The 23,523-nt window shown below is 70.7% G+C and carries 22 protein-coding genes and 1 pseudogene; 10 read left to right on the top strand and 13 right to left on the bottom strand.

Annotated features, from left to right (window positions below):
• From AB0M70_RS19545 to AB0M70_RS19525, 5 genes are read right to left on the bottom strand one after another with little or no spacing between them, the layout of a single operon-like run.
• Complete coding sequence (locus AB0M70_RS19545) at positions 1-1,413, bottom strand: cytosine permease (RefSeq protein WP_365821214.1); 1,413 nt, start codon at positions 1,411-1,413, stop codon at positions 1-3.
• Between the two features lie 59 nt (positions 1,414-1,472).
• Positions 1,473-2,408, bottom strand: a complete 936-nt coding sequence (locus tag AB0M70_RS19540; RefSeq protein ID WP_365821547.1) for an ABC transporter substrate-binding protein — start codon at positions 2,406-2,408, stop codon at positions 1,473-1,475.
• 20 nt (positions 2,409-2,428) lie between these two features.
• Positions 2,429-3,100, bottom strand: coding sequence for an ABC transporter permease (locus AB0M70_RS19535; RefSeq protein ID WP_365821213.1), 672 nt, complete (start codon positions 3,098-3,100; stop codon positions 2,429-2,431).
• A 1-nt stretch (position 3,101) separates the two neighbouring features.
• A complete protein-coding gene (locus AB0M70_RS19530; protein ID WP_365821212.1) occupies positions 3,102-3,749 on the bottom strand; it encodes an ABC transporter permease in 648 nt (215 codons plus the stop codon).
• Entirely contained in the window at positions 3,746-4,882 is a 1,137-nt protein-coding gene (locus AB0M70_RS19525; RefSeq protein WP_365821211.1) for an ABC transporter ATP-binding protein, read from the bottom strand. The genes AB0M70_RS19530 and AB0M70_RS19525 overlap by 4 nt, the downstream gene beginning before the upstream one ends.
• A 151-nt stretch (positions 4,883-5,033) precedes the next feature.
• Between AB0M70_RS19525 and AB0M70_RS19520 the strand changes: the two genes are divergently transcribed.
• The 3 genes from AB0M70_RS19520 (at position 5,034) to AB0M70_RS19510 (ending at position 7,888) form a co-directional block, all read left to right on the top strand.
• Positions 5,034-6,572 carry an aromatic amino acid ammonia-lyase gene (locus AB0M70_RS19520; RefSeq protein ID WP_365821210.1) on the top strand — a complete coding sequence of 513 codons (1,539 nt, stop codon included), beginning with the start codon at positions 5,034-5,036 and terminating at the stop codon, positions 6,570-6,572.
• Positions 6,569-7,402 carry a MurR/RpiR family transcriptional regulator gene (locus AB0M70_RS19515; protein ID WP_365821209.1) on the top strand — a complete coding sequence of 278 codons (834 nt, stop codon included), beginning with the start codon at positions 6,569-6,571 and terminating at the stop codon, positions 7,400-7,402. The genes AB0M70_RS19520 and AB0M70_RS19515 overlap by 4 nt, the downstream gene beginning before the upstream one ends.
• Before the next feature lie 102 nt (positions 7,403-7,504).
• On the top strand, positions 7,505-7,888 hold the full coding sequence (locus AB0M70_RS19510) for a peptidase inhibitor family I36 protein (RefSeq protein ID WP_365821208.1): 384 nt from the start codon (positions 7,505-7,507) through the stop codon (positions 7,886-7,888).
• Positions 7,889-7,963: 75 nt separating this feature from the next.
• Here the strand turns inward: AB0M70_RS19510 and AB0M70_RS19505 are convergent, their stop codons facing one another.
• The 6 genes from AB0M70_RS19505 to AB0M70_RS19480 all read right to left on the bottom strand — a co-directional run bounded on the left by AB0M70_RS19505 (position 7,964) and on the right by AB0M70_RS19480 (position 13,131).
• Positions 7,964-8,338: a hypothetical protein gene (locus AB0M70_RS19505; protein WP_365821207.1), complete on the bottom strand. Its 375-nt coding sequence runs from the start codon at positions 8,336-8,338 to the stop codon at positions 7,964-7,966.
• Between the two features lie 75 nt (positions 8,339-8,413).
• Positions 8,414-8,806, bottom strand: coding sequence for a roadblock/LC7 domain-containing protein (locus tag AB0M70_RS19500; protein WP_363211634.1), 393 nt, complete (start codon positions 8,804-8,806; stop codon positions 8,414-8,416).
• 82 nt (positions 8,807-8,888) lie between these two features.
• A complete protein-coding gene (locus AB0M70_RS19495; protein WP_365821206.1) occupies positions 8,889-9,659 on the bottom strand; it encodes a transcriptional regulator in 771 nt (256 codons plus the stop codon).
• A gap of 5 nt (positions 9,660-9,664) precedes the next feature.
• Complete coding sequence (locus AB0M70_RS19490) at positions 9,665-10,078, bottom strand: hypothetical protein (protein WP_365821205.1); 414 nt, start codon at positions 10,076-10,078, stop codon at positions 9,665-9,667.
• 220 nt (positions 10,079-10,298) lie between these two features.
• A complete protein-coding gene (locus AB0M70_RS19485) occupies positions 10,299-11,666 on the bottom strand; it encodes an APC family permease (RefSeq protein WP_365821204.1) in 1,368 nt (455 codons plus the stop codon).
• A 79-nt stretch (positions 11,667-11,745) separates the two neighbouring features.
• The gene (locus tag AB0M70_RS19480) at positions 11,746-13,131 is read right to left on the bottom strand and encodes a diaminopimelate decarboxylase (protein WP_365821203.1); all 1,386 of its coding nucleotides are present in this window, start codon (positions 13,129-13,131) and stop codon (positions 11,746-11,748) included.
• A gap of 129 nt (positions 13,132-13,260) precedes the next feature.
• Here AB0M70_RS19480 and hutU point away from each other — a divergent pair, with 129 nt between their 5' ends.
• The 4 genes from hutU to hutI all read left to right on the top strand — a co-directional run bounded on the left by hutU (position 13,261) and on the right by hutI (position 19,021).
• The gene (gene hutU, locus AB0M70_RS19475; RefSeq protein WP_365821202.1) at positions 13,261-14,943 is read left to right on the top strand and encodes a urocanate hydratase; all 1,683 of its coding nucleotides are present in this window, start codon (positions 13,261-13,263) and stop codon (positions 14,941-14,943) included.
• A gap of 17 nt (positions 14,944-14,960) precedes the next feature.
• On the top strand, positions 14,961-16,163 hold the full coding sequence (locus AB0M70_RS19470; protein ID WP_365821546.1) for an allantoate amidohydrolase: 1,203 nt from the start codon (positions 14,961-14,963) through the stop codon (positions 16,161-16,163).
• Positions 16,160-17,509 carry a formimidoylglutamate deiminase gene (locus AB0M70_RS19465; RefSeq protein WP_365821201.1) on the top strand — a complete coding sequence of 450 codons (1,350 nt, stop codon included), beginning with the start codon at positions 16,160-16,162 and terminating at the stop codon, positions 17,507-17,509. The genes AB0M70_RS19470 and AB0M70_RS19465 overlap by 4 nt, the downstream gene beginning before the upstream one ends.
• A 330-nt stretch (positions 17,510-17,839) precedes the next feature.
• Positions 17,840-19,021 (top strand): imidazolonepropionase, encoded by a 1,182-nt coding sequence (gene hutI, locus AB0M70_RS19460; protein ID WP_365821200.1) that lies wholly within the window; start codon positions 17,840-17,842, stop codon positions 19,019-19,021.
• Between the two features lie 108 nt (positions 19,022-19,129).
• Here hutI and AB0M70_RS19455 read toward each other — a convergent pair whose 3' ends face one another.
• On the bottom strand, positions 19,130-20,065 hold the full coding sequence (locus AB0M70_RS19455; protein WP_365821199.1) for a zinc-binding dehydrogenase: 936 nt from the start codon (positions 20,063-20,065) through the stop codon (positions 19,130-19,132).
• 79 nt (positions 20,066-20,144) lie between these two features.
• Here AB0M70_RS19455 and AB0M70_RS19450 point away from each other — a divergent pair.
• Together AB0M70_RS19450 and AB0M70_RS19445 are read left to right on the top strand one after the other, a co-directional pair.
• Positions 20,145-20,384, top strand: a pseudogene (locus AB0M70_RS19450) (helix-turn-helix domain-containing protein); the annotation flags it as partial.
• 477 nt (positions 20,385-20,861) lie between these two features.
• Positions 20,862-21,563, top strand: coding sequence for an aspartate/glutamate racemase family protein (locus AB0M70_RS19445; RefSeq protein WP_365821545.1), 702 nt, complete (start codon positions 20,862-20,864; stop codon positions 21,561-21,563).
• A gap of 126 nt (positions 21,564-21,689) precedes the next feature.
• Here the strand turns inward: AB0M70_RS19445 and AB0M70_RS19440 are convergent, their stop codons facing one another.
• Entirely contained in the window at positions 21,690-22,661 is a 972-nt protein-coding gene (locus AB0M70_RS19440) for an RNA polymerase sigma factor SigF (protein ID WP_365821198.1), read from the bottom strand.
• Positions 22,662-22,899: 238 nt separating this feature from the next.
• On the opposite strand from AB0M70_RS19440, the gene AB0M70_RS19435 reads away from it, so the two are divergent.
• A complete protein-coding gene (locus tag AB0M70_RS19435; protein WP_365821197.1) occupies positions 22,900-23,268 on the top strand; it encodes an STAS domain-containing protein in 369 nt (122 codons plus the stop codon).
• The last annotated feature ends 255 nt before the right edge of the window (positions 23,269-23,523 follow it).

Here is a 23,523-nt window from a genome sequence, read left to right as displayed (position 1 = left end):
TTACGCAGCGGACGAGGCCCTGACAGTGGGGCTATCCCCCCTTTCCGCGGGGATGTGGGACGTGTCGCGGCGGGCGAGCAGCCAGTACAGGACAGCGGGGACCACGAGGCCCACGATCCACGAGATGTCCGCGCCGCCCAGCGGCTCCACCAGCGGGCCCGTGTAGAAGTGCGTGACGAGGAAGGGCAGCTGGGCGAGCAGGCCCACGCCGTAGACCGTCAGGGCGTCCCAGCGCCAGGCTCCGTAGCGGCCGTGCGGGTCGGAGAGCGCCGGGATGTCGTAGCGCTCCTTGGAGATCAGGTAGTAGTCGACCAGGTTGATCGCGGACCACGGCGTGAAGAAGGTCAGGAGGAAGAGCAGGAAGTCCTTGAAGGACGTCAGGAAGCTGTCCTTGCCGAGCAGCGCCACCACCGTGCCCGCCACCATGATCAGCGCGATGTACGCCGTCCTGCCGCGCGGCGAGAGCGTCTTCTGGCCCCGGAATCCGCTGATGCTCGTCACCATCGACATGAAGCCGCCGTAGGTGTTGAGCACGTTGATGGTCAGCTTGCCGAGCGCGATCACGAAGTACAGGAACGACGCGATCAGGCCCGTGCCGCCGAGGCCCACCACGTATCCGACCTGGTTGGCGAGGAACGCCTCGCCCGCGCTCGCCGCCACGAGCACACCGAACGTCATCGACCACTGCGAGCCGAGCGCCGACCCGGACAGCGTCCACCAGAAGGTGGCCCGCCCCGACGTCGTACGCGGCAGGTAGCGGGAGTAGTCCGCGACGTACGGGCCGAAGGCGAGCTGCCAGGACGCCGAGAGGGAGACGGCCAGCAGGAACATCGGCAGGTCGAAGTGCGCGTCGTTCAGGAGGGCCGATATGTCCACCCGGTCCAGGAGGCGGATGCCCAGGTAGATGAAGGCGAGCGCGCAGATCACGCTCGCCACCCGGCCGAGGACATGGATCACGCGGTAGCCGACGGCCGCCACCACCGCGGTGATCACCGCGAAGATGATGATGCCGGTGGTGTCGTTCGTGTGCGTCAGCTGGGCCGTGGCCTGCCCGGCGAGGACGCTGCCGCTCGCGAAGAAGCCGACGTACATGAGGATGACGAGCAGGAGCGGTACGACGGCTCCGCGCACCCCGAACTGGGCGCGCGACTGGATCATCTGCGGCAGGCCGAGCTTCGGGCCCTGCGCCGAGTGCAGGGCCATCACCGCACCGCCGAGCAGATTGCCGAGCAGCAGGCCGATCACCGACCACACCACGTCGCCGCCGAAGACGACGGCGAGCGCGCCGGTGACGACCGCGGTGATCTGCAGGTTGGCGCCGAGCCAGAGGGTGAACTGGCTGAACGCGGTGCCGTGCCGTTCGTCGTCGGGGACGACGTCGATGGAGCGCCGCTCCACGAGAGTGTCTGCCATGATCCGGTGAACTCCCTGCTGCTGTACGAACTGCCTTTTGTCGGGCCCTCTTGGTGGGGTTACTTCTTGCTGATCCCGTGCTGCGCCGCCCAGTCGTTCGCGACGTCCTCGGGGTCCTTCTTGTCCTTGTCCACCAGGCGGTTGAGCTCGGTGAGGTCCTTGGTCGTCAGGGCGTTGCCCAGGCGCGCGAGCGCCTTGCGGACCGTCGAGTCGGCCTTGCGGTCGGCGATGAGCGGGACGACGTGCTGGCCGGGGATCAGGTTCTTGGGGTCGGTGAGCACGACCCACTTCTCGGCGACGATGTCCGTGTCGGTGGTGAAGAGGTTCGCCACGTCCACGTCACCCTTCTTCAGGGCGCCCTTCACCAACGGGCCCGAGGAGTCGAGGGACTTGAACTCCTTGAACTCGACGCCGTACACGTCCTTGAGGCCGACCGAGCCGACCGTGCGCTTCTTGACCTCGGGCGCGGCGCCGATGACGAGCTTGCCGTTGTGCTTCGCCAGGTCCGCGAGGGACTTCAGGCCGTACTTGTCGGCGGTCTCGCGGGTGACGACGAAGGCGTCGGAGTCCTCCGCCTTGCCGTACGGGAGGATCTGCAGGCCGCGCGGCAGGACCATGGCGAGGGCGTTCTGCATCTCGCCCTCCTCCGTGGCCTTCGCCTTGGTGTCGAGGTAGTGCAGGAGCGCGCCCTGGTACTCGGGCAGGAGGTCGATGTCGCCGCCCTTGAGTGCGGGTATGAGGATCTCGCGGGTGCCGAGGTTGGGGCGGACGGTCGTCTTCACGCCTTCCGCCTCCAGTGCGGCGGCGTAGAGGTAGCCGAGCACCTGGTTCTCGGTGAAGTTGGCGGTGCCGATGGTGACGCCGCCCTTGCTGGAGCCACCGCCTCCGCCGCCGGAACCTCCCCCGTCGAGGGAGGTGATGCCGCCGCTGCAGGCGGCGAGCGCGGGGACGGACGCGGCGGCGAAGAGTCCGCCGAGGAGGGTCCTGCGGTTCATGGGGGCCATCTGGGTTGCTCCTAGGCCGACTTGGCGGGGCGGTGGCGGAAGAGGGCGCGCTGCAGTGCGGAGAGCGCGAGATCGAGGACGACGGCGACGACCGCCACGAGCACGGCACCGCCGAGCACCTGCACGAGGTCGCGCTGGGCGAGCCCGTCGAAGACGTACCGGCCGAGCCCGCCGAAGGAGACGTACGCGGCGATGGTGGCCGTCGCGACGACCTGGATGAGCGCGAGCCGGAGCCCGGTCATGATCAGCGGCAGCGCGAGGGGCAGTTCGACCTGGAAGAGGACCTGGTGCCAGCGCATGCCCTGGCCGCGCGCGGCGTCGCGCACCTCGGGGTCGACAGCGGTCATCCCGGCGTAGGTGTTGGTGACGATGGAGGGGATGGCCAGCGCCACAAGGGCGATGTAGACGGGCCACATGGACAGGCCGCTGGCCAGGAAGACCAGCACGACGAGGCCGACCGTGGGGAGTGCGCGGCCGAAGCTGGACAGGTTGATGGCGAGGAACGCGCCGCGCCCGGTGTGCCCGATGAGCAGGCCGATGGGCAGCGCGATCGCGGCGGCGATCAGGGTCGCGAGCAGCGAGTACTGAAGGTGTTCGGCGAGGCGGTGCCCGATGCCGTCGGGCCCGGCCCACTGGTCGCCGCTGACCAGCCAGGCGCCGAGATCCTTGAAGAGTTCGTACATGTCACGCGCTCCTCTTGCGGCGGGTCCAGGGGGTCAGGACGTACTGGAGGGTGACCAGGAGCGCGTCCGCGACGAGCGCGAGGAGCAGGGTCAGGACGACGCCGACGATGACGGGGGTGGGGAAGTTGCGCTGGAACCCGTCCGTGAAGAGCTGGCCGAGGCCGCCGTCGCCGATGTAGGTCGCCACGGAGACGAGGGAGATCGCCATGACCGTCGCGATCCGTACGCCCGCCATGATCACCGGGAGTGCGAGGGGGAGTTCGACGGTGAGGAGGGTGCGCAGGGGGCGGGTGCCCATGGCCTTCGCGGCTTCCTTCGTCTTCGCCGGTACGGAGTCCAGACCCTCGACGGTGTTCCGCAGGAGCACGACGAGCGTGTAGATCGTCAGGCCGATGACGGTGGTGGTCCGGGTGAGCCCGCTGACCGGCAGGAGCAGCACGAAGACGGCGATGGACGGGATGGTGAACAGGACGTTCGACAGACCGAGCAGCAGTCCGCGCAGGGGGCGCACGCGGTGGGCGAGGACGGCCAGGGGGAGCGAGATCAGCAGGCCGAGGAGTACGGCGGTGAGGGCGGCCTGGAGGTGGGAGAGGGTGAGGGTGGTGAGGTCATCGGTGTGGTCGGCTATCCACGACCAGTCGACGGTCATTCCTTCACCGCGATTGCGTCCACGGCACCCGCGTCCACGGCACCCGCGTCCACGGCACCCGCGTCCACGGCACCCGCGTCCACGGCACCCGCGTCCGCCGCGCTCGCGTCGGTGTGCACCTGCCCCGCGTGGTCGTGGATGTCGTCCCGCGACGTCACGCCGGTCAGGATGCCCTCCGCGTCGACCCGGGCGACCAGGCCGCTGGGGGCGGCTATCGACTCGTTCAGGGCGGAGAGCAGCGAGTCCGTGTCGCGCAGCGGGCGTACGGGGACGTCCGCTGCCTCGGCGTCCTTGTGCCGCCAGGACACCGGCGCTCCCGCCCCGTCGAGTCGCAGCGTCCAGGCGCCGCCCTCCGGGGCCGGGGCCTGCGGGACGTCCGCGAGCGTCGTCAGGGAGAGCAGCTTCAGGCCGCGCTCGGCGCCCAGGAAGTCCGCGACGAAGTCGTCGGCGGGGCGGGCGAGGAGCTCGGCGGGGCTCGCGCACTGGACGAGGTGGCCGCCGGTGCGGAAGACGGCTATGCGGTCACCGAGCCGGACGGCCTCGTCGATGTCGTGCGTGACGAAGACGATGGTCTTGTTCAACTCCCGCTGCAGGCGCAGGAGTTCGTCCTGGAGCTGGGTGCGGACCACGGGGTCGACCGCACCGAACGGCTCGTCCATCAGGAGCACCGGCGGGTCCGCGGCAAGGGCGCGGGCCACGCCCACGCGCTGCTGCTGGCCCCCGGAGAGCTGGTGCGGGTAACGCTTCCCGGCGTCGGCGGTGAGGCCGACCGTCTCCAGGAGCTCCGCCGCCCGCGCCCGCGCCTTCTTGCGGCCCCAGCCGAGCAGCAGCGGCACCGTCGCGATGTTGTCCAGGACGGTGCGGTGCGGGAAGAGCCCGGACTGCTGGATCACGTAACCGATGGAGCGGCGCAGCTCGGCGGCGTCCTGCTCCAGGACGTCCTTGCCGCCCACCCTGATCGTCCCGGAGGTCGGGTCGACCATCCGGTTGATCATGCGGAGCGTGGTCGTCTTGCCGCAACCGGAAGATCCGACGAGGACGGTCACGCCCCCTTCCGGCATCTCGAGGCTGAGGTCGTGGACCGCGGTGGTGCCGTTCGGGAAGCGCTTGTGGACCGTATCGAATTGGATCATGAGGAGTCCCTTGCCCGGCTGTATATCGTCATGCAGAGTTCTCGTTGACTGAATAGATTGTCAATAGCTTGTCCACGCCCCGACGTAAATCACTGGTGACAAGTGGTCGCAGGGCAAGACTGAGCGTCCGGTTGAGGAGGAATGACGAGTGATGTCGTCTCGTATCGCGGACAGGGCGACCGACGCCAGTGACTCGGTCGTCGTCCTGGACGGCCGGGGACTGATGGTCGCAGATGTCGTACGTATGGCCGAATCCACCGCTAAGCCCGTACCCGGCACGGACGGCATGAAGCGGGTGGAGCTCTCCTGGAACGCCGCGCGGGAGATCGCCTCCTGGGGCCGCGTCTACGGCCGCTCCACCGGAGTGGGCGCCAACCGGAATGAGTCCGTGCCCACCGAGGCGGCCGCCGACCACGGCCTGCGGCTGCTGCGCAGCCACGCCGGGGCGATCGGCGATGAGCTGCCCGCACGGCAGGTGCGCGCGATGCTCGCGGTCCGCGCCAACCAACTGCTCGCCGGCGGCGCGGGCCTGCGACCGACCGTCGTCACGGCCCTCTGCCAGGCCCTGGAGACGGGCGCGTACCCCCGGGTCAACGAATTCGGCTCGGTCGGGACGGGTGACATCGCCGCGCTCGCGCAGATGGGCCTCGCCCTCGCCGGCGAGCACCCCTGGCAGGGGCCGGGGGCCGCCCCCGAGCCGCAGCCCCTCGACAACAACGACGCCCTCGCCCTGATCAGCAGCAACGCCCTGACCCTCGGCCAGTCCGCGCTCGCCCTGCACGAACTGCGCGGCCTGATCGCGGCCACGCAGGTGGTGGCCGCGCTGACCCTGATGGCGGTCGACGGTTCGTACGAGGCGTACGCGCTGCCCGTGCACGAGGCGCGGCGGCACTCCGGTTCGTACGCGGTCGCCGAGCGGATGCGGCAGATCCTCGGCGCGCCCGACCGCCCCACGCCACCGCTCGGCCGCATCCAGGACCCGTACGGCCTGCGCTGTGTGCCGCAGATCCATGGGCCCGCGCACGACGCGGCGGACGCCCTCGAGGACGTCCTGACGGTGGAGATCAACGCGGCCGCCGAGAACCCGCTGATCTCGGCCGACGACATGGCGGCGTACCACCACGGCGGCTTCTACCTGGCCCAACTCGCCCTGTCCCTGGACCACTTCAGGCTCGCGGTGACCCAGGCGGCGCGTCTGTCGACCTCCCGCCTCTCGACCCTGAACGAACCGGGCTTCACCCGCCTGCGCCCCTTCCTCGCGGACGGTGAACCGGCCTCGTCGGGCGTGATGATCCTGGAGTACGCGGCCGGCGCGGCCCTCGGTGACCTGCGGGCCTTCTCCGCGCCCGCCTCACTCGGCCACGCCGTGCTCTCCCGCGGGGTCGAGGAGCAGGCCAGCTTCGCCTCGCTCGCGGCGCGCCAGACGCTGCGGGCGTGCGAGGCGTACCGCCTGGTCGTGGGCTGCGAACTGGTCGCTGCTGTACGGGCGTTGAGGCAGCGCGACATGCGCCTCGACCCGGAGCTGCCCGTCGGGCGGGCCTTCGAGCTCGCGGACTCCGTCCTCGACGCGGAGCTGGCCGACCGGCCGTTGACGCATGATGTGACGGCGGCGGCCGGGCTGCTCGACCGGTTCACGGAGCTGTGGTCGAACCTGGGTGAGAGTCAGGGTGTTGTGAGGGGAACGGTATGAGTGACAGTCCTGCGGCGCGGCTGCAAGTGCTCTTCGAGGGGCACCGGCTCACGCCCACCCAGCGGCGCATCGCGCACTGCATGGTGCGGCGGGCGGCGGACGTCCCCTTCCTCTCCAGCGTCGAACTGGCGGAGCTCGCCGGGGTCAGCCAGCCCTCGGTGACCCGCTTCGCGGTGGCGCTCGGCTTCGACGGCTATCCGGCGCTGCGCAGGCACCTGCGGGAACTGGCGCCCGCGGAGGCGGCGGGCGGCGACTCCCTCAACGAGTACCAGCAGGCGGTCGAGGCGGAGATCGCCAACCTGCGGCACCTGGCGGAGGTGCTCGCCGACCCGTCGCCGGTCGAGCGCGCAGGGCGGCTCCTCGCCTCCTCCCGCCCGCTCCCCGTCCTCGGGCTGCGGGCGGCCGCGTCCCAGGCGTACGGCTTCTCGTACTTCGCGGCGAAGGTCCACCCCGACGTACGCCTCCTCGACGAGGGCGGCACGATGCTGGCCGACCGGATCGACGCGGCGGTACGGGCGGGCGCGACGGCGCTCCTGTGCTTCGCGCTGCCGCGGCACCCGCGGGAGGTGGTGGACGCTCTCGCCCACGCCCAGGGCGCGGGCCTCTCCGTGGTCACGGTGGCCGACTCGGCGTTCGCCCCCGTGGCCGCGCACTCCGACCTCCTCCTCCCGGCAGCGGTCGGCACGGGCCTCGCCTTCGACACGGCCTGCGCGCCGATGCTCCTGGGCCGCGTACTCCTGGAGGCCATGTGCGACGACCTCCCCGACGCCCAGGCACGGCTTGAGGAGTTCGACGCGGGGGCGGCGGCGCGGGGGCTCTTCGTGGAGTGAGTCGCTCCCGGCGACCCTATGAGTTGCGAGGTACCCCCGGACCGCGCCGGACGGCATGGTCGTGTCAGGCCGCCAAGGGGGCGGCGGACAACGGGGGTAAAGATGCGCACGATGAGAATGGTGCTGGTCGGCGTCGGTTCGGCGGCACTGCTCGCCACCGGGGGGACGATGACGGCGGGGGCCGCGACCTCCCAGGGCGTGAACGCCGACGCGTGGGCCTGCACCAAGGGAGCCGTCTGCTTCTACACGGGGGACAACGGAGACGGCACGCGGTACGAGCGTCACGCCGACAGCGACAGCAACTTCAAGAGCATCGACTCGGCCCGGAACAACGGCTACACCGACGAGCCCTACGACCACGTAAAGGTCAAGTGGAACTACCCGGGCAGCAGCGAATCCAGGTGGGGATGCCTGTCCCCGGGCGAGAAGTGGGCGAACAAGAAGACCTTCGAGGTCGACGCGGTCCGTTGGGTGAAGAGCTGCTGAACCAGGGGCCGTGACACGACGGACCGGGCCACAAGGCCCGGTCCGTCGTTCTCCGTGTGCCTGGCTCAGACGCGCTCAGACGTCCAGATTCGCCTCGATGCGTTTGAGCTGGTGCCTGGCCATGGCCAGGTTGGACCGCTTCTGGTCGAGGGCCACGTACAGGAACAGGCCGTTGTTGTTGCGGCCCTTGATCAGCCGGATCAGGTGGTACTGGCTGCTGAGCGTGATCAGGATGTCCTCGATCTCGTCCTTGAGGTCCAGGAGCTCCATCGTGCGCAGCTTGGCGCGCACCACGTCGGTGTTGCCCGCCGCGGCGACGGCCAGGTCCAGGTCCTTCCCGCCGCCGATGGTGCCGAGCGCCATGCCGCTCGTGTAGTCGACCAGGGCTGCGCCGATGACTCCCTCGATCGAGGTGGTGACTTCCTTGAGCGATGTCTCTGTGTTGGCCATGAATTTCGCACTTCCTTTCCGTCTGCCGGGTGTACGCGGTGCTGGGGACGATGAGGGTGTGGTGGGGGACATGGGTCAGGTTTCCTCCGCTCGTTCGACGGCGGCGTCGACCAGCTCTCCGATGAGCACGCTCGAACGGCGGCCCTCCAGGTGCAGCCGGCCCACGTTGACTCGGGACTCGGCGAGCAGGGTGAGCACCGCGGACGAGCCGGCCGTGTACGTCGCCACATAGCCGCCCTCACCGCGGATGAGCAGTTCGCGGAAGCCGCCCTGATGCGTCGCGTCGGAGAGCCGCAGGGCCACTCCGAGCGCCGCCGCGGTGAGCGCGCAGAGGCCCTCCGGTTCGACGTCCGGCGCGTCCTGCGCGAGGACGAAGCCGTCGACGCTGGCCGTCAGGGCGCCCTTGAGCTGAGGAATCCTGGTCCGCAGCCGTTTCAGTTCGACGAGTACGTCGGCTTCGGCAGCCATCAGCTCTCTCCTCCCGGCGCGCTTCCAGAGCGCGAAAAACTTCATGGGCACGGGGGCCAAGTCCCTTGAGCGGCACGGACGTTCACAGGGTCGCCTCCAGCGCGTCACGGACCCGGCGCAGCAGGGCCACGTCCGGTTCGTCGTGGTCCTCGCGGGCCGGGGCGGGAAGCATCGGCAGGGCCTGGCCGGGCGTGCGCGGAGGTTCCACGAGCCCGGCCGCGGCGAGCCGCCTGACCTCGATCAGGGTGTGGAAGGACGGCCGGCCCAGCGCCCAGGCGATGGCCGTCGGCGTACGGACGCCGTCGGCGAGCCGCAGCAGCGCGTCCTGGCGTCCGGTGACCGTCTGGCCGGGCGCGGGCGGGCGCGCCACGACAGGAGAGGTGTCCAGTTCGGGGCAGGGCCAGACGCTGTCCAGGAGGGCGCGGCGCCGCCGGGTCTCGCGCTCCACGGCCTCGGCCTCCACCGGGCGCACCCGGCCGAGCCAGTGCGCGACGCCGTAACGGAACCGGGTGGGACCGCTCGCCGGGCCGAGGACGAAGAACGCGGCGTCGAACAGCGCGCCGATGTGGCAGACCTCGAGCTCGCCCGCGGTGACCCGGCCGCTGTCGATCAGCTGCCGCCCCACCTCGTTGCGCGTGCCCGCCAGCGAGAGGGCCTCCTGCCAGCCTTGCGGGGGCAGCGCGCCGCCGGCCGTCAGCAGGACGTCTATGCCCGGCGCCGCGGGAGACTCCGCGTGCACGACGCGGCCCTCGACGAGATAGAGGGTGCCCTGGTCGCGCAGCAGCGCACCGGTCGCCCGCTCGTCGGCGAGGCGCATCAGCATGGGTGAGGTGGCGGCGGCCGTGATGCGCATGGCGTTCACACCAGCACCAGGCGCTCGGAGAGATCGCGCAGCCGCATGCGGGCGAGCGCGAGATTCCCGGTGTGCCGGTCGAGCCAGAGATAGAGGAAGACGCTGCTGTCGAAGGTCGTCTCGACGAAGCGGATCAGATGGAACCCGGTCCGCGTGGTGAGCATGAGGTCCTCGACGGGGAGCCCCTTGCGGTCGTCGCCCCGCCCCGTGTCCGGCGCGTCGTCCCTGGGCGCGAACGCCTGGTACTCCGCCGCGGACCGGGCCACCTCCGCGGTCTCGGCCGCGGTCGCCTCGTGGTCGCCGCCGGGAGGATCGCCGACCGAACCGAGGGCGAGCCCGCTGGTCCAGTCGACGATCGCCGCGCCGCGCGCACCAGGCAGTGTCATCGCTTCGAGCAGACACTCGTCGATTCCGGGCACGCGGCTCCCCTTCCCCAGGGTTGAACCGGGTGGCCCCTACCACCCGACCGGGGGCTCAGCGCCGCCCGGTGTGAGGAAGGTACGCAGAAGTGGTGGAGAGTCCTGGGAAATGGGCACTTTCCAGGGGAACATGCCCGACCTCGACGGGATCAGTGCGAGGAGAGGAGAGTTCGGGCCCGAGCCTGACCGATTGTGGCGGCCGACGACCGGACCGCCCCCCTCACTCCTCGCCGCGCGCCTTGAGCACCACCTTGTTGACGGCCCACAGCCCGATGCCGATGGCGAGCAGCACCCCGGCCCGGATGTAGACCTCCGCCGGGCGGTCCGCGAGGGGGCTCGCGAGGATCAGGGCCGTGAGGGCGCCGAGCACCGGAAGGACCGTCGGGGCGCGGTAGTGCTTGTGCTCGACGGGGTCGCGGCGCAGGACGAGGACCGCCACGTTGACCACCGCGAACACGCAGAGCAGCAGGAAGGCCGTCGTGTCGCCGAGCCCTTCGATCTCGCCCGTCGACACCAGGCCGATCGCCAGCAGCGAGACGAAGACGATGCCGACCACCGGTGTACGGCGGCGGGACAGGACCCGGCCCATCGCGCGCGGCAGGATGCGCTCGTTGGCCATGCCGTAACAGAGCCGCGAGGCCATCATGATGTTGATCAGCGCCGAGTTGGTGACCGCGAACAGGGCGATCAGGGCGAAGAGTTTGTGCGGGAAGTCGATGCCGCCCGCCTTCACGACTTCCAGGAGCGGGCCGCTCGACCCTTCGAGCACCTTGTAGTCGACGAGGAGCGACGACACCAGCGCCACCAGGACGTAGATCGTGCCCGTCACCGCCACCCCGAGGAAGATCGCCCGCGGGAACGTGCGCGTCGGGTCCTTCGTCTCCTCGGCCATGTTCACCGAGTCCTCGAAGCCGACGAACGCGAAGAACCCGAGCGCCGTCGCGCCCAGCACACCCGTCATCAGGGCGTAGGCCGTGCCGTCGCCCGCCTCGAAGTCCGTCAGGCGCGAGGGCTCTCCGTCCCCGCTCAGGACCGCGTACGCGCCGATCGCGAGGATGATGGCCAGGCCCGTCAGCTCGACGAGGGTGAGGACGACGTTCGTCTTCACGGACTCCGAGACGCCCCGCAGGTTCAGCGCCGCGAGCGCGAGGATGAACAGGATCGCGACCAGCGTCGGCGGGAGCGCGTTGCTCGTCAGCTCCCCGAGGTAGTCGCCGCTGAAGGCGCGGGCCGCGGCGCTCGCCGACGAGAGCCCCGAGCACATCACCATGAAGGCGATGATGAAGGTGAGGAACGGGACCTTGAACGCCTTCTGCGTGTAGAGGGCGGCGCCCGCCGCCTTCGGGTACTTGCCGACCAGTTCGACGTACGACGCCGCCGTCAGGATCGCCACGACGAAGCCGATCGCGAACGGCAGCCACAGCGCGCCGCCGACCTTCCCCGCCACCTTGCCGGTGGTGGCGTAGATGCCGGTGCCGAGGATGTCGCCGATCACGAAGAGGATCAGGAGCTTGGGGCCGATCGCGCGGTTCAGCGCGGGTTCTCCGGACGGCGGCGGCGTACCGGTGTCCTTTGCGGATGTCGTCACAGGATCATCTCCCCCGAGGGTGTGCCTGGAGGGAGCATCTGCCCCGGAAGTGCCGATGGGATGCGGGAGTTGAGCAACCTCAGAGGTCGCGCAACGCGTCCCGCAGCGCACCCCCCGACTCGGCGACGATCTCCTGAAGGGACTGCGGCTCCCGCACGGTGGCGAAGCCGACTTCGCCGCCCTCGCCCGCGGCGAAGCCGTAAATCCCGGGTCGGGCCAGGCTGTTGTACGAGTAGTGGTGCGCGAAGTAGTACGCCCCCGTGTCGAGCACCGCGGCGTAGTCGCCCTGTTCGAGCAGTGGGAGCGGGCGGTTCTCGGCGAGCAGGTCGCCCGCGAAGCAGGCGGGGCCCGCGATGTCCTGCCCGACGGCCGGTCCGCTCTTGGGGCGGCCCTTCTCGTCGTACGCGGCGATCCGCAGCGGCCAGGACGCGGGCGCGTACACCGTACGGGCGGCCACCTGGACGCCCGCGTGCGTCACGGCGATGGGCCGGGTGCCCGCCGACTTGGCGTACTCGACGCGGGCCAGGATCGTGCCGTGCTTGGCGAGCAGCGAGCGGCCGAACTCGGTGACGATGCCGTACCGCCCGTCGAGCAGCCCCGGCACGCGGGACTTCAGGCGGCGGGCGTACTGCGCGTGCGTCGGGGTCTCCTCGTCCGAGCCGAAGTTGACGGGCAGGCCGCCGCCGATGTCGATGGTGTCGATCTGCTGCCGGCCGACCCGTCCGTTGATCTCCTCGGCGAGTTCGTACGTCGCCGCGACCCCTCGCACCATCAGCTCCAGGGGCATGCCCTGCGAACCGGAGTGGGCGTGCAGGCGCGTCAGCCACGGGCGGTCGAGGTAGGCCTGGACGATCCACGCGCGGGCGCCCTCGTCCAGCAGCGCGACGCCGAACTTGGACGTCGCGGTCGCGGTGGACAGGGCGCCGATGGAGCCGCCGCCGACCTGCGGGTTCACGCGCAGGCCGATGGGGGAGCCGGTGGGCGCCGAGCGGGTCATCGCGTCCAGGCGGGCGAGTTCCTGCGGGTTGTCGGCGTTCACGGCGATGCCGAGGGCGAGGGCCTCGCGCAGTTCGGCGGCGGTCTTCGCGGGTGAGTCGAGGACGGTGTGCGTGGGCGGCACACCGGCGGCCCGCGCGAGGGCGAGCTCGCCGGGGCTCGCCACCTCGGCGCCGATGCCGGCGTCGCGAAGGAGGCGCAGGACCGGGACCAGGGGCGACGCCTTCACCGCGAAGGCGTGCAGGACGGGGGTGCCGGGCGGTGTGACCGCCTCGAAGGCGGCGTGCAGCGCGGCGGCGGCCGAGCGGATGCCGTCGACGTCCAGGAGCCCGATGATCGGGGACGCGGGGTCCACGAGGCCCAGCTCGACGGCGGCGCGGACGGCCTGGTCACGCCGGACGGCGCGGTCCGCCGGATCCTCTCTGTCCGTCTCGGTCGCGTGTGCGGTCTCCGTGCCCTGATCGCTCATGTGTTCCAGCCAATCATCCGTCACGTGGTATCGCTGCCCCGTCAACGTATTGACTAGCTCTATTCAACATCGCAGGATGTGAATAACAAGGTCACAGCAGACAGCAGAGCACCACGAGGAGGCATCGCCATGTCAGGACCCCGCCCCGTACGGGCACCGCGCGGTACGGAACTGAGCGCCCTGGGATGGCAGCAGGAAGCCGCCCTGCGCATGCTGCAGAACAACCTCGACCCCGAGGTCGCCGAGCACCCCGACAAGCTCGTCGTCTACGGCGGCACCGGCAAGGCCGCCCGCGACTGGCGCTCGTTCGACGCGATGGTGCGCACCCTCAAGACCCTCAAGCAGGACGAGACGATGCTCGTCCAGTCCGGCCGCCCGGTCGGCGTCATGCAGACCCACGAGTGGGCCCCGCGCGTCCTGATCGCCAACTCGAACCTGGTGGGCGACTGGGCGAACTGGGAGGAGTTCCGGCGCCTTGAGGCCCTCGGCCTCACCATGTACGGCCAGATGACCGCCGGCTCCTGGATCTACATCGGCACGCAGGGCATCCTCCAGGGCACGTACGAGACCTTCGCCGCCGTCGCAGCGAAGAAGTTCAACGGCACGCTCGCCGGGACCATCACCCTCACCGCCGGTCTCGGCGGCATGGGCGGCGCCCAGCCCCTCGCCGTCACGATGAACGACGGCGTAGCGATCTGTATCGACGTCGACCCGCGCGCGATCGAGCGCCGCATCGAGCACAAGTACCTCGACGTGAAGGCCGACAACCTGGAGCACGCTCTCCAGCTGGCGGTCGAGGCGCGCGACGCCCGTCGCCCCCTCTCCATCGGCCTGCTCGGCAACGCGGCCGACCTCCTTCCCCGCATGCTCGCCGAGTCCGCGCCCATCGACATCGTCACGGACCAGACCTCGGCCCACGACCCCCTCGCCTACCTCCCCACTGGCGTCGACTTCGACGACATGGCGACGTACGCGGCCAAGGACCCGGCGGGCTTCACCACCCGCGCCCGTGAGTCCATGGCCAAGCACGTCGAGGCGATGGTCGGCTTCATGGACGCGGGCGCCGAGGTCTTCGACTACGGCAACTCGATCCGCGGAGAGGCCCAACTCGCAGGCTACGACCGTGCGTTCGCCTTCCCCGGCTTCGTCCCCGCCTACATCCGCCCGCTCTTCTGCGAGGGCAAGGGCCCGTTCCGCTGGGCCGCGCTCTCCGGCGAGGCGTCGGACATCCACAAGACGGACAAGGCGCTCCTGGACCTCTTCCCCGAGAACGAATCCCTGCACCGCTGGATCAAGATGGCGGGCGAGCGCGTCCACTTCCAGGGCCTCCCGGCGCGCATCTGCTGGCTCGGCCAGGGCGAGCGCGACAAGGCGGGCGACATGTTCAACGACATGGTCGGCAACGGCACCCTCGCCGCCCCCCTCGCCATCGGCCGCGACCACCTGGACTGCGGTTCCGTCGCATCCCCGTACCGCGAGACGGAGGCCATGCTCGACGGCTCCGACGCGATCGCCGACTGGCCGCTCCTCAACGCCATGGTGAACGTCGCGTCGGGTGCCTCCTGGGTCTCCATCCACCACGGCGGCGGCGTCGGCATGGGCCGCTCCCTCCACGCGGGCCAGGTCTCGGTCGCCGACGGCACGAAGCTCGCGGGCGAGAAGATCCGCCGCGTCCTGACCAACGACCCCGGCATGGGCGTCATCCGGCACGTCGACGCGGGCTACGACATCGCGGAGTCGGTGGCGGACGAGAAGGGCGTACGCATCCCGATGCGCGAGGGCGACCAGGCCGGCGAGGGTGGCCAGGCGTGAGCGACACGTTCCACGCCATGTGGCGCTCGCTGCGGCCCATCGGCCGCAGCGACGCCTCGGGCGGCTACCGCCGCTACGCCTGGACCGGTGCGGACGCCGAGTGCCGCCTCTGGTTCCAGGCGCAGGCGGAGGCGCGCGGCCTCGACTACGAGGTCGATCGCAACGGCAACCAGTGGGCCTGGCTCGGCGACCCGGCCCGGGGCGACGCGGTCGTCACGGGCTCGCACCTGGACTCCGTACCGGACGGCGGCGCCTTCGACGGCCCGCTCGGGGTCGTCTCCTCCTTCGCCGCACTGGACGAACTCCGCGCACGGAAGGTGTCGTTCAGCCGCCCCCTCGCCCTCACCAACTTCGGCGACGAGGAGGGCGCCCGCTTCGGCCTGGCCTGCGTGGGCTCGCGCCTGACCGCCGGACAGCTCACGCGCGAGAAGGCGTACGAGCTGACGGACGCGTCCGGCATCACGCTCCCCCAGGCAATGGAGGCGGCGGGCCACGACCCGTCCACCATCGGCCCGGACCCCGAACGCCTCGCCCGCATCGGCGCGTTCGTGGAACTGCACGTCGAACAGGGCCGAGCCCTCGACCTCACCGGCGATCCCGTCGGCATCGCCTCCGCCATCTGGCCGCACGGCCGCTGGCGCTTCGACTTCCGGGGCGAGGCCAACCACGCGGGCACCACCCGCCTGGTGGACCGCCGCGACCCGATGCTGTCGTACGCGGAGACGGTCCTCGCGGCCCGCAGGGAGGCGGAACTCGCGGGCGCGGTGGCCACCTTCGGCAAGATCGCGGTCGAGCCGAACGGCGTGAACGCGATCCCGTCACTGGTGCGCGGCTGGCTGGACTCGCGGGCGGCCGACCAGTCCACGCTCGACACGGTGGTCACGGGCATCGAGAAGGCGGCCCGCGAGTACGCGGACCGGCACGGCATCGACCTCGACGTCGTACGGGAGTCCTTCACGCCGGTGGTGGAGTTCGAGGACGCGCTGCGGGACGAACTGGGCCGGATTCTCGGCGGCAGCACGGGCCGGGCGCTCCCCGTCCTGGGCACGGGCGCCGGCCACGACGCGGGTATTTTGTCCGGCTCGATCCCGACCGCCATGCTGTTCGTACGGAACCCCACGGGCATCTCGCACTCCCCGGCCGAGTTCGCCGCCGAGGACGACTGCGTGGCCGGGGTGACCGCACTGGCCGACGTACTGGAAGGGCTGGCGTGCAGGTGACGGAGACTTACTGGCTGGAGCAGGCCTGGCTCGACCCGACGGTCGAGCCGGGCGTGGCGGTGGAGGTGACGGGCGACCGGATCACGGCCGTCCGCAAGGGCGTGGAGGCCCCGCCGCCAGGCGCGACGGTGCTGCGCGGCCTGACGCTGCCGGGCCTGGCGAACGCCCATTCGCACGCCTTCCACCGGGCCCTGAGGGGCACGGTCCAGGTGGGCTCCGGCACGTTCTGGACGTGGCGCGAGGTCATGTACTCGGTGGCGGACCGCCTCACTCCGGACACGTACCGCGCGCTGGCCCGCGCGGTGTACGCGGAGATGGCCCTCGCGGGCATCACCACGGTGGGCGAGTTCCACTACGTGCACCACGCGCCGGGCGGCACGCCCTACGCCGACCCCAACGCGATGGGCGAGGCGCTGATCGAGGCGGCTTCCGACGCGGGCATCCGTATCACGCTTCTTGACACGGCGTACGTGGCGTCGGGGCTGCTCAGCGACACGCGGGGCGAGGCCCCGAACCGCCACCAGCTGCGCTTCTCCGACGGCACGACGGAGGCGTGGGCGGAGCGGGCCTCGGCTCTCAAGGACCGCGAGCACGCGCGGATCGGAGCGGCGATCCACTCTGTACGGGCAGTCCCCGCCCGGCAGTTGGGCGCGGTGGCGGACTGGGCGTCGGCCCGCAAGGCGCCGCTGCACGTGCACCTCTCCGAGCAGAAGGCGGAGAACGAGGCGTGCCTGTCGGTCCACGGCCGCACTCCAACTCGCCTTCTGGCGGACCACGGGGTGCTTGGCCCCCGCACGACGGGCGTACACAACACCCACCTCACGGACGAGGACATCGCGCTCCTGGGCCGCTCCTCCTCCGGTACGTGCATGTGCCCCACGACGGAACGGGACCTGGCGGACGGCATCGGCCCGGCGGTCCGCCTCCAGCAGGCGGGCAGCCCGCTCTCCCTGGGCAGCGACAGCCACGCGGTGATCGACATCCTGGAGGAGGCGCGGGCCATGGAGCTGAACGAACGCCTCCGCTCGCACACGCGCGGCCACTGGACGGCGGCGGCGCTGCTGCGCGCGGCGACGGCGGACGGGCACGCGGCGCTGGGCTGGGCGGACGCGGGCGTTCTGGAGCCCGGCGCGCTGGCCGACTTCGCGACGATCGCCCTGGACTCGGTCCGCACGGCGGGCCCCCTGCCTCGCCTGGCGGCGGAGACAGCGGTCTTCGCGGCCACGTCGGCGGATGTCCGCGACACGGTGGTGGGCGGCCGCCACGTTGTACGAGACGGGGCGCATGCGCTGGTACCGGACGTACCGGGGGCGCTGGCGGAGGCGGTGGAAGCGCTGCGGGACTGACCCAGCGGCCCTGCACCACCGCTCCGCGGCGGATTTTCCCCACCCACCCACCCGATCACCCGGCAGCTTCGCCCGCACCGAACGAGCCTCTCCCGCCCACCCGCCCGATCACCCCGCAGCTTCCCTCGCACCGAACGAGCCTCCCCCGCCCACCCGCCCGATTGCCCCGCGGTCCTTCCAGCCCGTCCGGCGTTTGAGGACGAACTCGGCGGAGCCGGTGATGACGGTGCGCATCGGTCCCGGCGGAGCCGGGTTTTCGGGAAGGGGTGGGATCGGGGAAAGAACCGCCGGAGGCAAGACGCCCGCCCCCACTCACCCGCAGAGGACCCCATGCCCACCACCCTCACCACCCTCATCACCAACATCGCCAGCCTCGTCACGAACGACCCCTCGCAGGGGGACGGAAGCCCCCTGGGCCTCGTCGAGAACGCCGCGGTCGTCATCGACGACGACCGCATCGCCTGGGTGGGCCCGGCCGCCAAGGCCCCCGCGGCGGACGAGACGTACGACGCAAAGGGCCGCGCAGCCATCCCCGGCTTCGTCGACTCCCACAGCCACCTCGTCTTCGCAGGCGACCGCACCCAGGAGTTCAACGCCCGCATGTCGGGCCGCGCGTACTCGGCGGGAGGCATCCGCACCACGGTCGCCGCCACCCGAGCCGCCTCCGATGCGACGCTCGAAGCGAACCTCACGCACTACCTCCGCGAGGCCCTGCGCCAGGGCACGACCACCTTCGAGACGAAGTCGGGCTACGGCCTCAACACGGAGGACGAGGCCAGGGCCCTCCGCATCGCCTCCCGCCACACGGACGAAGTGACGTACCTCGGCGCCCACATCGTCTCCCCGGACTACGCCGACGACCCGGCCGCGTACGTGGACCTCGTCACCGGCGAGATGCTGGAGGCCTGCGCCCCCCACGCGCGCTGGATCGACGTCTTCTGCGAGAAGGGCGCCTTCGACGGCGACCAGGCCCGCGCGATCCTCACGGCGGGCAAGGCGAAGGGCCTGCACCCCCGCATCCACGCGAACCAGCTCTCGTACGGCCCCGGAGTCCAGCTCGCCGTAGAGCTGGACGCGGCATCGGCGGACCACTGCACACACCTCACGGACGCCGACGTGGACGCACTGGCGAACAGCAACACGGTGGCGACGCTCCTGCCCGGAGCCGAGTTCTCCACCCGGGCCCAGTGGCCGGACGCCCGCCGCATCCTGGACGCGGGCGCGACGGTGGCGCTCTCCACGGACTGCAACCCGGGCAGCTCCTTCACGTCCTCGGTCCCGTTCTGCATCGCCCTCGCGGTACGCGACATGGGCATGACCCCCGACGAGGCGATCTGGTCGGCCACAGCGGGCGGCGCGGCGGCCCTGCGCCGCACGGACATCGGCCACATCCGCAAGGGAGCCCAAGCAGACCTGGCCCTCCTGGACGCCCCCAGCCACGTCCACCTGGCCTACCGCCCGGGGGTCCCGCTGGTCAGCGAGGTCTGGCGCCGGGGCGCTCGGGTGGCCTGACGGCACGCTCGCAAGAAAATCCCGCTCGGCGAGCAATCCGCCCGTCGCCAGCGGGATTTCTTTGCAGTGCGCCCGCCGCCCCTCACCATCACCCACCACCGCCACCCGTCAACGCGGGATGTCCAGGACGGCCTTGCCGGTGATCTCACGGGCGAGTAGCGCGGCCAGCGCGTCCGGGGTGCGGGTCCAGTCGTCGCGGAAAGTGATCTGGGGGTCCAGTTCACCGCGGCCGACGAGAGACGCGAGCCACTCGAGGTCGGCGCCGAGGCCGTCGGCGTCGTCCAGCAAGAAGAACGTGGTGAGCGAGCGGTCGTGCCGCCCGCCGTCCCCGAAAAGGGCGCCGAACGGAAACTCCTCCCCGACCCCTGAGCTGTGGCCGACGGCCACCAGGGTGCCGTGGGGCGCCAACGCCCGATAGGCGTCGACCAGTTGCGGTCCTCCGACCACGTCGATCACGCCGTGCACCGGCTCGATGACCGTCAGGGCATCGCCCGCCACAACCTCGTGGGCGCCGAGGCGCGTCAGTGCCTCACCCTTGGCGGTGTCGCTGGTCGCCGCCACGACGTGCGCGCCGCCACGGGCCGCGAGCTGCACCGCGAACCTGCCCACGCCGCCGCTCGCTCCCGTCACCAGAACTCGGCGTCCCAGGATCGGCCCCAGTCGGCGCAGCGCGCGCAGCGCCGACCCAGCGGCGACCGGCAGTGCGCCGGCCGCGCCCAGGTCCGCGCCCTCGGGCGCGGTCCCCATCAACTCCGTCTCCACTGCCCGGAGTTCGGCCCATGCTCCGGCGGGCCCGAGTGTGACGACCGGGGTGCCGGCAGCGGGCCCGGTGCCGTCGGTGGCAGCGCGTACGACGACACCCGCGGCGTCCCAGCCGGGGATGGTGCCCTCCTCGCCGTTCGGGACGACGAACGCGGCCTCCCCATGATTCACGGAGAAGGAGTGAATGCGGACAAGCGCCTGATGTGGGGTGGGGGCCGGGTCGGGGGTCTCGCGCAGAGAGAGGTGGCCCGGAGCGGAGTGGTCGATCGTGAGTGCTCGCATGCTCCGCATAGTGCCACTGAGTGGCAAAAGCCTACAAGGGGCAAAGGCGTACGGGAGGCGTCCTGGCTAAGATGACGCCATGGCAAGCGAGATGGACAAAGGCGGAGGGCAAGGCGGGGGCAAGGGCGCGGGCAGGGGCGACCTGGGTGACTTGCCGCTGCGGGAGCGGAAGAAGCTGCGGACGCGGCGGGCCCTCGTCGAGACGGCCCTCGAACTGTTCTCCGCCAAGGGATTCGCGGCCACCACGCTCGACGAACTGGTCGAGGCCGTCGAGGTCTCCAAGCGCACGTTCTTCCGGACGTTCGCGTCGAAGGAGGACGTCGCGCTCGCCCCGGAACGGGAGCTGTGGCGGGCCTACGCCGACGACATCGGCGAGCGGCCGCTCGGGGGAGACCGCCCCCTGCTCACTGTCTTCGAGCAGTCGCTGTACACCGCCGTGGCCGGCATGGAAGAGGGTTGGGAGCGGCGCTTCCTGACGAGCCGCGCCCTGGCCGACGCGACGCCCGCGCTGAACGCGCACAGCCTGCGGCACTGCGCGGAGATCACCGACGAGGTCATCGCCCTGACGGTCGCCGCCCTCCCCACGGACCCGGCGCCTCTACGGGTGCGGCTCCTCCTGGAGCTGATGCTCTCGGCTTGGCGCGGCGCGCTGAAGGAGTGGTCCACGCCTGGTGGAGACCACGGCCGCGGTGCGCTGGTCGCGCACATGGACGGCGCGTTCGCCGTAATTCCCGAGGTCCTTGAGCTGGCCGCCGCGGTGCCATCGGCCGAGACCCCGCTACGGCATCCTGGCCCCATGAAGACCATCGGCCTCATCGGGGGCATGAGTTGGGAGTCCAGCGCCGAGTATTACCGGCTGCTCAATGAGCTGGTGCGGGAGCGGCTCGGGGGGCTGCATTCTGCTCGGTGTGTGTTGCACTCCGTCGACTTTGCCGAGATCGAGAAGTTGCAGGTCGCGGGGGAGTGGGAGCGGGCGGGGGAGGTGCTTGCCGGGGCCGCCAAGGGGGTCGAGGCGGCGGGGGCCGAGCTCGTGTTGATCTGCACCAACACCATGCACAAGGTCGCGGAACAGGTCCAGGCGGCGCTCTCCGTGCCTCTGCTGCATCTCGCGGACGCCACCGCCGACGCGGTGCTGCGGGGCGGTCTGCGGCGCGTGGGGCTGCTCGGGACCGCGTTCACCATGGAGCAGGACTTCTACCGGGAGCGGCTGGCCTCGCACGGGCTCGACGTACTCGTGCCGGACGCGGAGGGGCGCGCGCTCGTCCACCGCGTGATCTACGAGGAGCTGTGTCTCGGGGTGGTGCATGAGGCGTCCAGGGTCGGGTACCAGAACGTCATCGAGGATCTTGTACGGGAAGGAGCTGAGGGCGTCATCCTGGGATGCACCGAGATCGAGCTGCTGATCGGGCAGGAGCACAGCCCGGTGCCGCTCTTCCCGACGACGCGGCTGCACGCGGAGGCGGCCGTGGCGGCGGCGATGGCGATGGAGGCCGAGTGAAGTAGGCAGACGACAGCAACCCACCCGTCCACCCCTGGACGCGGGGCAAACGGGTGGGTGGGTGGGCGCGTTCCGCCGCGGAGCGGCGGTTCGAGGACCCGGAGGTACGCCGAGCGGCGAGATCCCTCACTCGTCGACGGTCAATCCCTTGCGGAGCTTGACGAGCGTGCGCGACAGCAGTCGCGAGACATGCATCTGCGAGATGCCGAGCTCATCGCCTATCTCCGACTGCGTCATGTTGGCGACGAAGCGGAGCGAGAGGATCTTCCGGTCGCGCGGCGGGAGTTCGGCGATCAAGGGCTTGAGCGACTCGACGTACTCGATGCCCTCCAGGCCGTGGTCCTCGTAGCCGATCCGGTCCGCGAGCGCGCCCTCGGAGTCGTCCTCCTCGGGCTGGGCGTCCAGCGAGCTCGCCGTGTAGGCGTTGGACGCGGCCATGCCCTCGACGACCTCGTCGTTGGAGATGCCCAGGCGCTCGGCGAGCTCGCCCACCGTGGGGGCGCGATCGAACTGCTGGGCGAGTTCGTCGCCCGCCTTGGCGAGGTCCAGTCGGAGTTCCTGCAGGCGGCGCGGGACGCGCACCGACCAGCTCGTGTCGCGGAAGAAGCGCTTGATCTCGCCGACGATGGTCGGCATCGCGAAGGTGGGGAACTCGACGCCTCGGCTGAGCTCGAAGCGGTCGATCGCCTTGATCAGGCCGATGGTGCCGACCTGGATGATGTCCTCCATGGGCTCGCTGCGGGAGCGGAACCGGGAGGCGGCGAACTTGACCAGGGCGAGGTTGAGTTCGACCAGAGTGTTGCGCACGTACGCGAATTCGTGCGTGCCTTCCTCGAGCGACTCGAGGCGTTCGAAGAGGGTCTTGGACAGAGCCCTCGCATCCAGCGGCCCCACCTCGTCGAACGGCGGGATCTCGGGCAGGTCGGCGAGCCCTTCGAGGGCTTCCGCCTCCGGAACGGCCGTCAGGTCCGGGAGTTCGCCGGGCGTGGCTTCCGTGCGGGGACCCGGGATCTCGGTCTCGATACGGTGCGGTGGGAGTGTCGACGTCGCTCGGTCAGTGCGCGATTCGTCGAGCCGGGGTGACATGGTGTCCTCCATCGTTCTCGGCATATGGCTGCCGATGCCAATACGTGCACTGCGGTGTGCGGCGCCTCCAAAGCCGTCAGTGTTGATTACTGTCTCTTCTACCCCTACCCGTTTCCACAGCCCGGTCGCAAGTGCGTTGTGCGGCTAAATGTCCGATTTCGGGGGGATGTTCGGGTACCCGAGGGCGTGAGGAAGGCGTAATGTTCAGGGGCGTCATCAACAGCCACGACGGTCGGAAGTGAGTGACGGAATGGACCGCGGGACAGTCGGTAGCGCGCATCGGGGCCGGCTTCTGGTCGAAGTCCGGGCAGAAGGCTCGAGCGTCGTCGTTACTCCGGCGGGTGAGTTGGATCACCACACCGCCGATTTGTTGCGTGAGCCACTCGAGGCATGCCTCGACGACGGCTACTCACGCCTGGTCGTCGACTGCTCGCGCCTGGAGTTCATGGACTCCACCGGACTCAATGTCCTACTGGGGGCCCGGCTCAAGGCCGAGGCAGCAGGAGGTGGGGTGCACCTGGCAGGGATGCTGCCGGTGGTGGCCAGGGTCTTCGAGATCACCGGGGCCGAGGCGGTCTTCAGTGTCCACGAGACGCTCGCGGACGCGCTGGCCGACTGACGGGTCGGCCCACGGGGCGAGAGTCCGGGCCGACCGGCCCGGCCGGCCCACAGGGCGGCCCGCTGACGGAGCGTGCTCAGGAGTTACGCGCCAGTTGTCTCTATGTGATCACTGCGTTACGAGTGTCACACGGGTAGCGTCGAATAAGTGGGTGTTCTCACGGTTCGGCCGGGCAGGAGACACCCTGGATACGTCGACAGCGGTCCGCGCACAATCGTTGCCAAATCAACAGCCGGAACGGCCGAGCAGCCGATG

The organism is Streptomyces sp. NPDC051214, from assembly GCF_040682375.1.
GTDB lineage: Bacteria > Actinomycetota > Actinomycetes > Streptomycetales > Streptomycetaceae > Streptomyces.
This window is presented reverse-complemented; position numbering and strand designations above follow the sequence as displayed.

Bases quoted from the DNA above. Each gene is read 5' to 3' on its own strand.
- AB0M70_RS19545 (WP_365821214.1), bottom strand. From the start codon at position 1,413: ATGGCAGACACTCTCGTGGAGCGGCGCTCCATCGACGTCGTCCCCGAC.
- AB0M70_RS19540 (WP_365821547.1), bottom strand. From the start codon at position 2,408: ATGAACCGCAGGACCCTCCTCGGCGGACTCTTCGCCGCCGCGTCCGTC.
- AB0M70_RS19535 (WP_365821213.1), bottom strand. From the start codon at position 3,100: ATGTACGAACTCTTCAAGGATCTCGGCGCCTGGCTGGTCAGCGGCGAC.
- AB0M70_RS19530 (WP_365821212.1), bottom strand. From the start codon at position 3,749: ATGACCGTCGACTGGTCGTGGATAGCCGACCACACCGATGACCTCACC.
- AB0M70_RS19525 (WP_365821211.1), bottom strand. From the start codon at position 4,882: ATGATCCAATTCGATACGGTCCACAAGCGCTTCCCGAACGGCACCACC.
- AB0M70_RS19520 (WP_365821210.1), top strand. From the start codon at position 5,034: ATGTCGTCTCGTATCGCGGACAGGGCGACCGACGCCAGTGACTCGGTC.
- AB0M70_RS19515 (WP_365821209.1), top strand. From the start codon at position 6,569: ATGAGTGACAGTCCTGCGGCGCGGCTGCAAGTGCTCTTCGAGGGGCAC.
- AB0M70_RS19510 (WP_365821208.1), top strand. From the start codon at position 7,505: ATGCGCACGATGAGAATGGTGCTGGTCGGCGTCGGTTCGGCGGCACTG.
- AB0M70_RS19505 (WP_365821207.1), bottom strand. From the start codon at position 8,338: ATGGCCAACACAGAGACATCGCTCAAGGAAGTCACCACCTCGATCGAG.
- AB0M70_RS19500 (WP_363211634.1), bottom strand. From the start codon at position 8,806: ATGGCTGCCGAAGCCGACGTACTCGTCGAACTGAAACGGCTGCGGACC.
- AB0M70_RS19495 (WP_365821206.1), bottom strand. From the start codon at position 9,659: ATGCGCATCACGGCCGCCGCCACCTCACCCATGCTGATGCGCCTCGCC.
- AB0M70_RS19480 (WP_365821203.1), bottom strand. From the start codon at position 13,131: ATGAGCGATCAGGGCACGGAGACCGCACACGCGACCGAGACGGACAGA.
- hutU (WP_365821202.1), top strand. From the start codon at position 13,261: ATGTCAGGACCCCGCCCCGTACGGGCACCGCGCGGTACGGAACTGAGC.
- AB0M70_RS19470 (WP_365821546.1), top strand. From the start codon at position 14,961: ATGTGGCGCTCGCTGCGGCCCATCGGCCGCAGCGACGCCTCGGGCGGC.
- hutI (WP_365821200.1), top strand. From the start codon at position 17,840: ATGCCCACCACCCTCACCACCCTCATCACCAACATCGCCAGCCTCGTC.
- AB0M70_RS19455 (WP_365821199.1), bottom strand. From the start codon at position 20,065: ATGCGAGCACTCACGATCGACCACTCCGCTCCGGGCCACCTCTCTCTG.
- AB0M70_RS19445 (WP_365821545.1), top strand. From the start codon at position 20,862: ATGAAGACCATCGGCCTCATCGGGGGCATGAGTTGGGAGTCCAGCGCC.
- AB0M70_RS19440 (WP_365821198.1), bottom strand. From the start codon at position 22,661: ATGGAGGACACCATGTCACCCCGGCTCGACGAATCGCGCACTGACCGA.
- AB0M70_RS19435 (WP_365821197.1), top strand. From the start codon at position 22,900: ATGGACCGCGGGACAGTCGGTAGCGCGCATCGGGGCCGGCTTCTGGTC.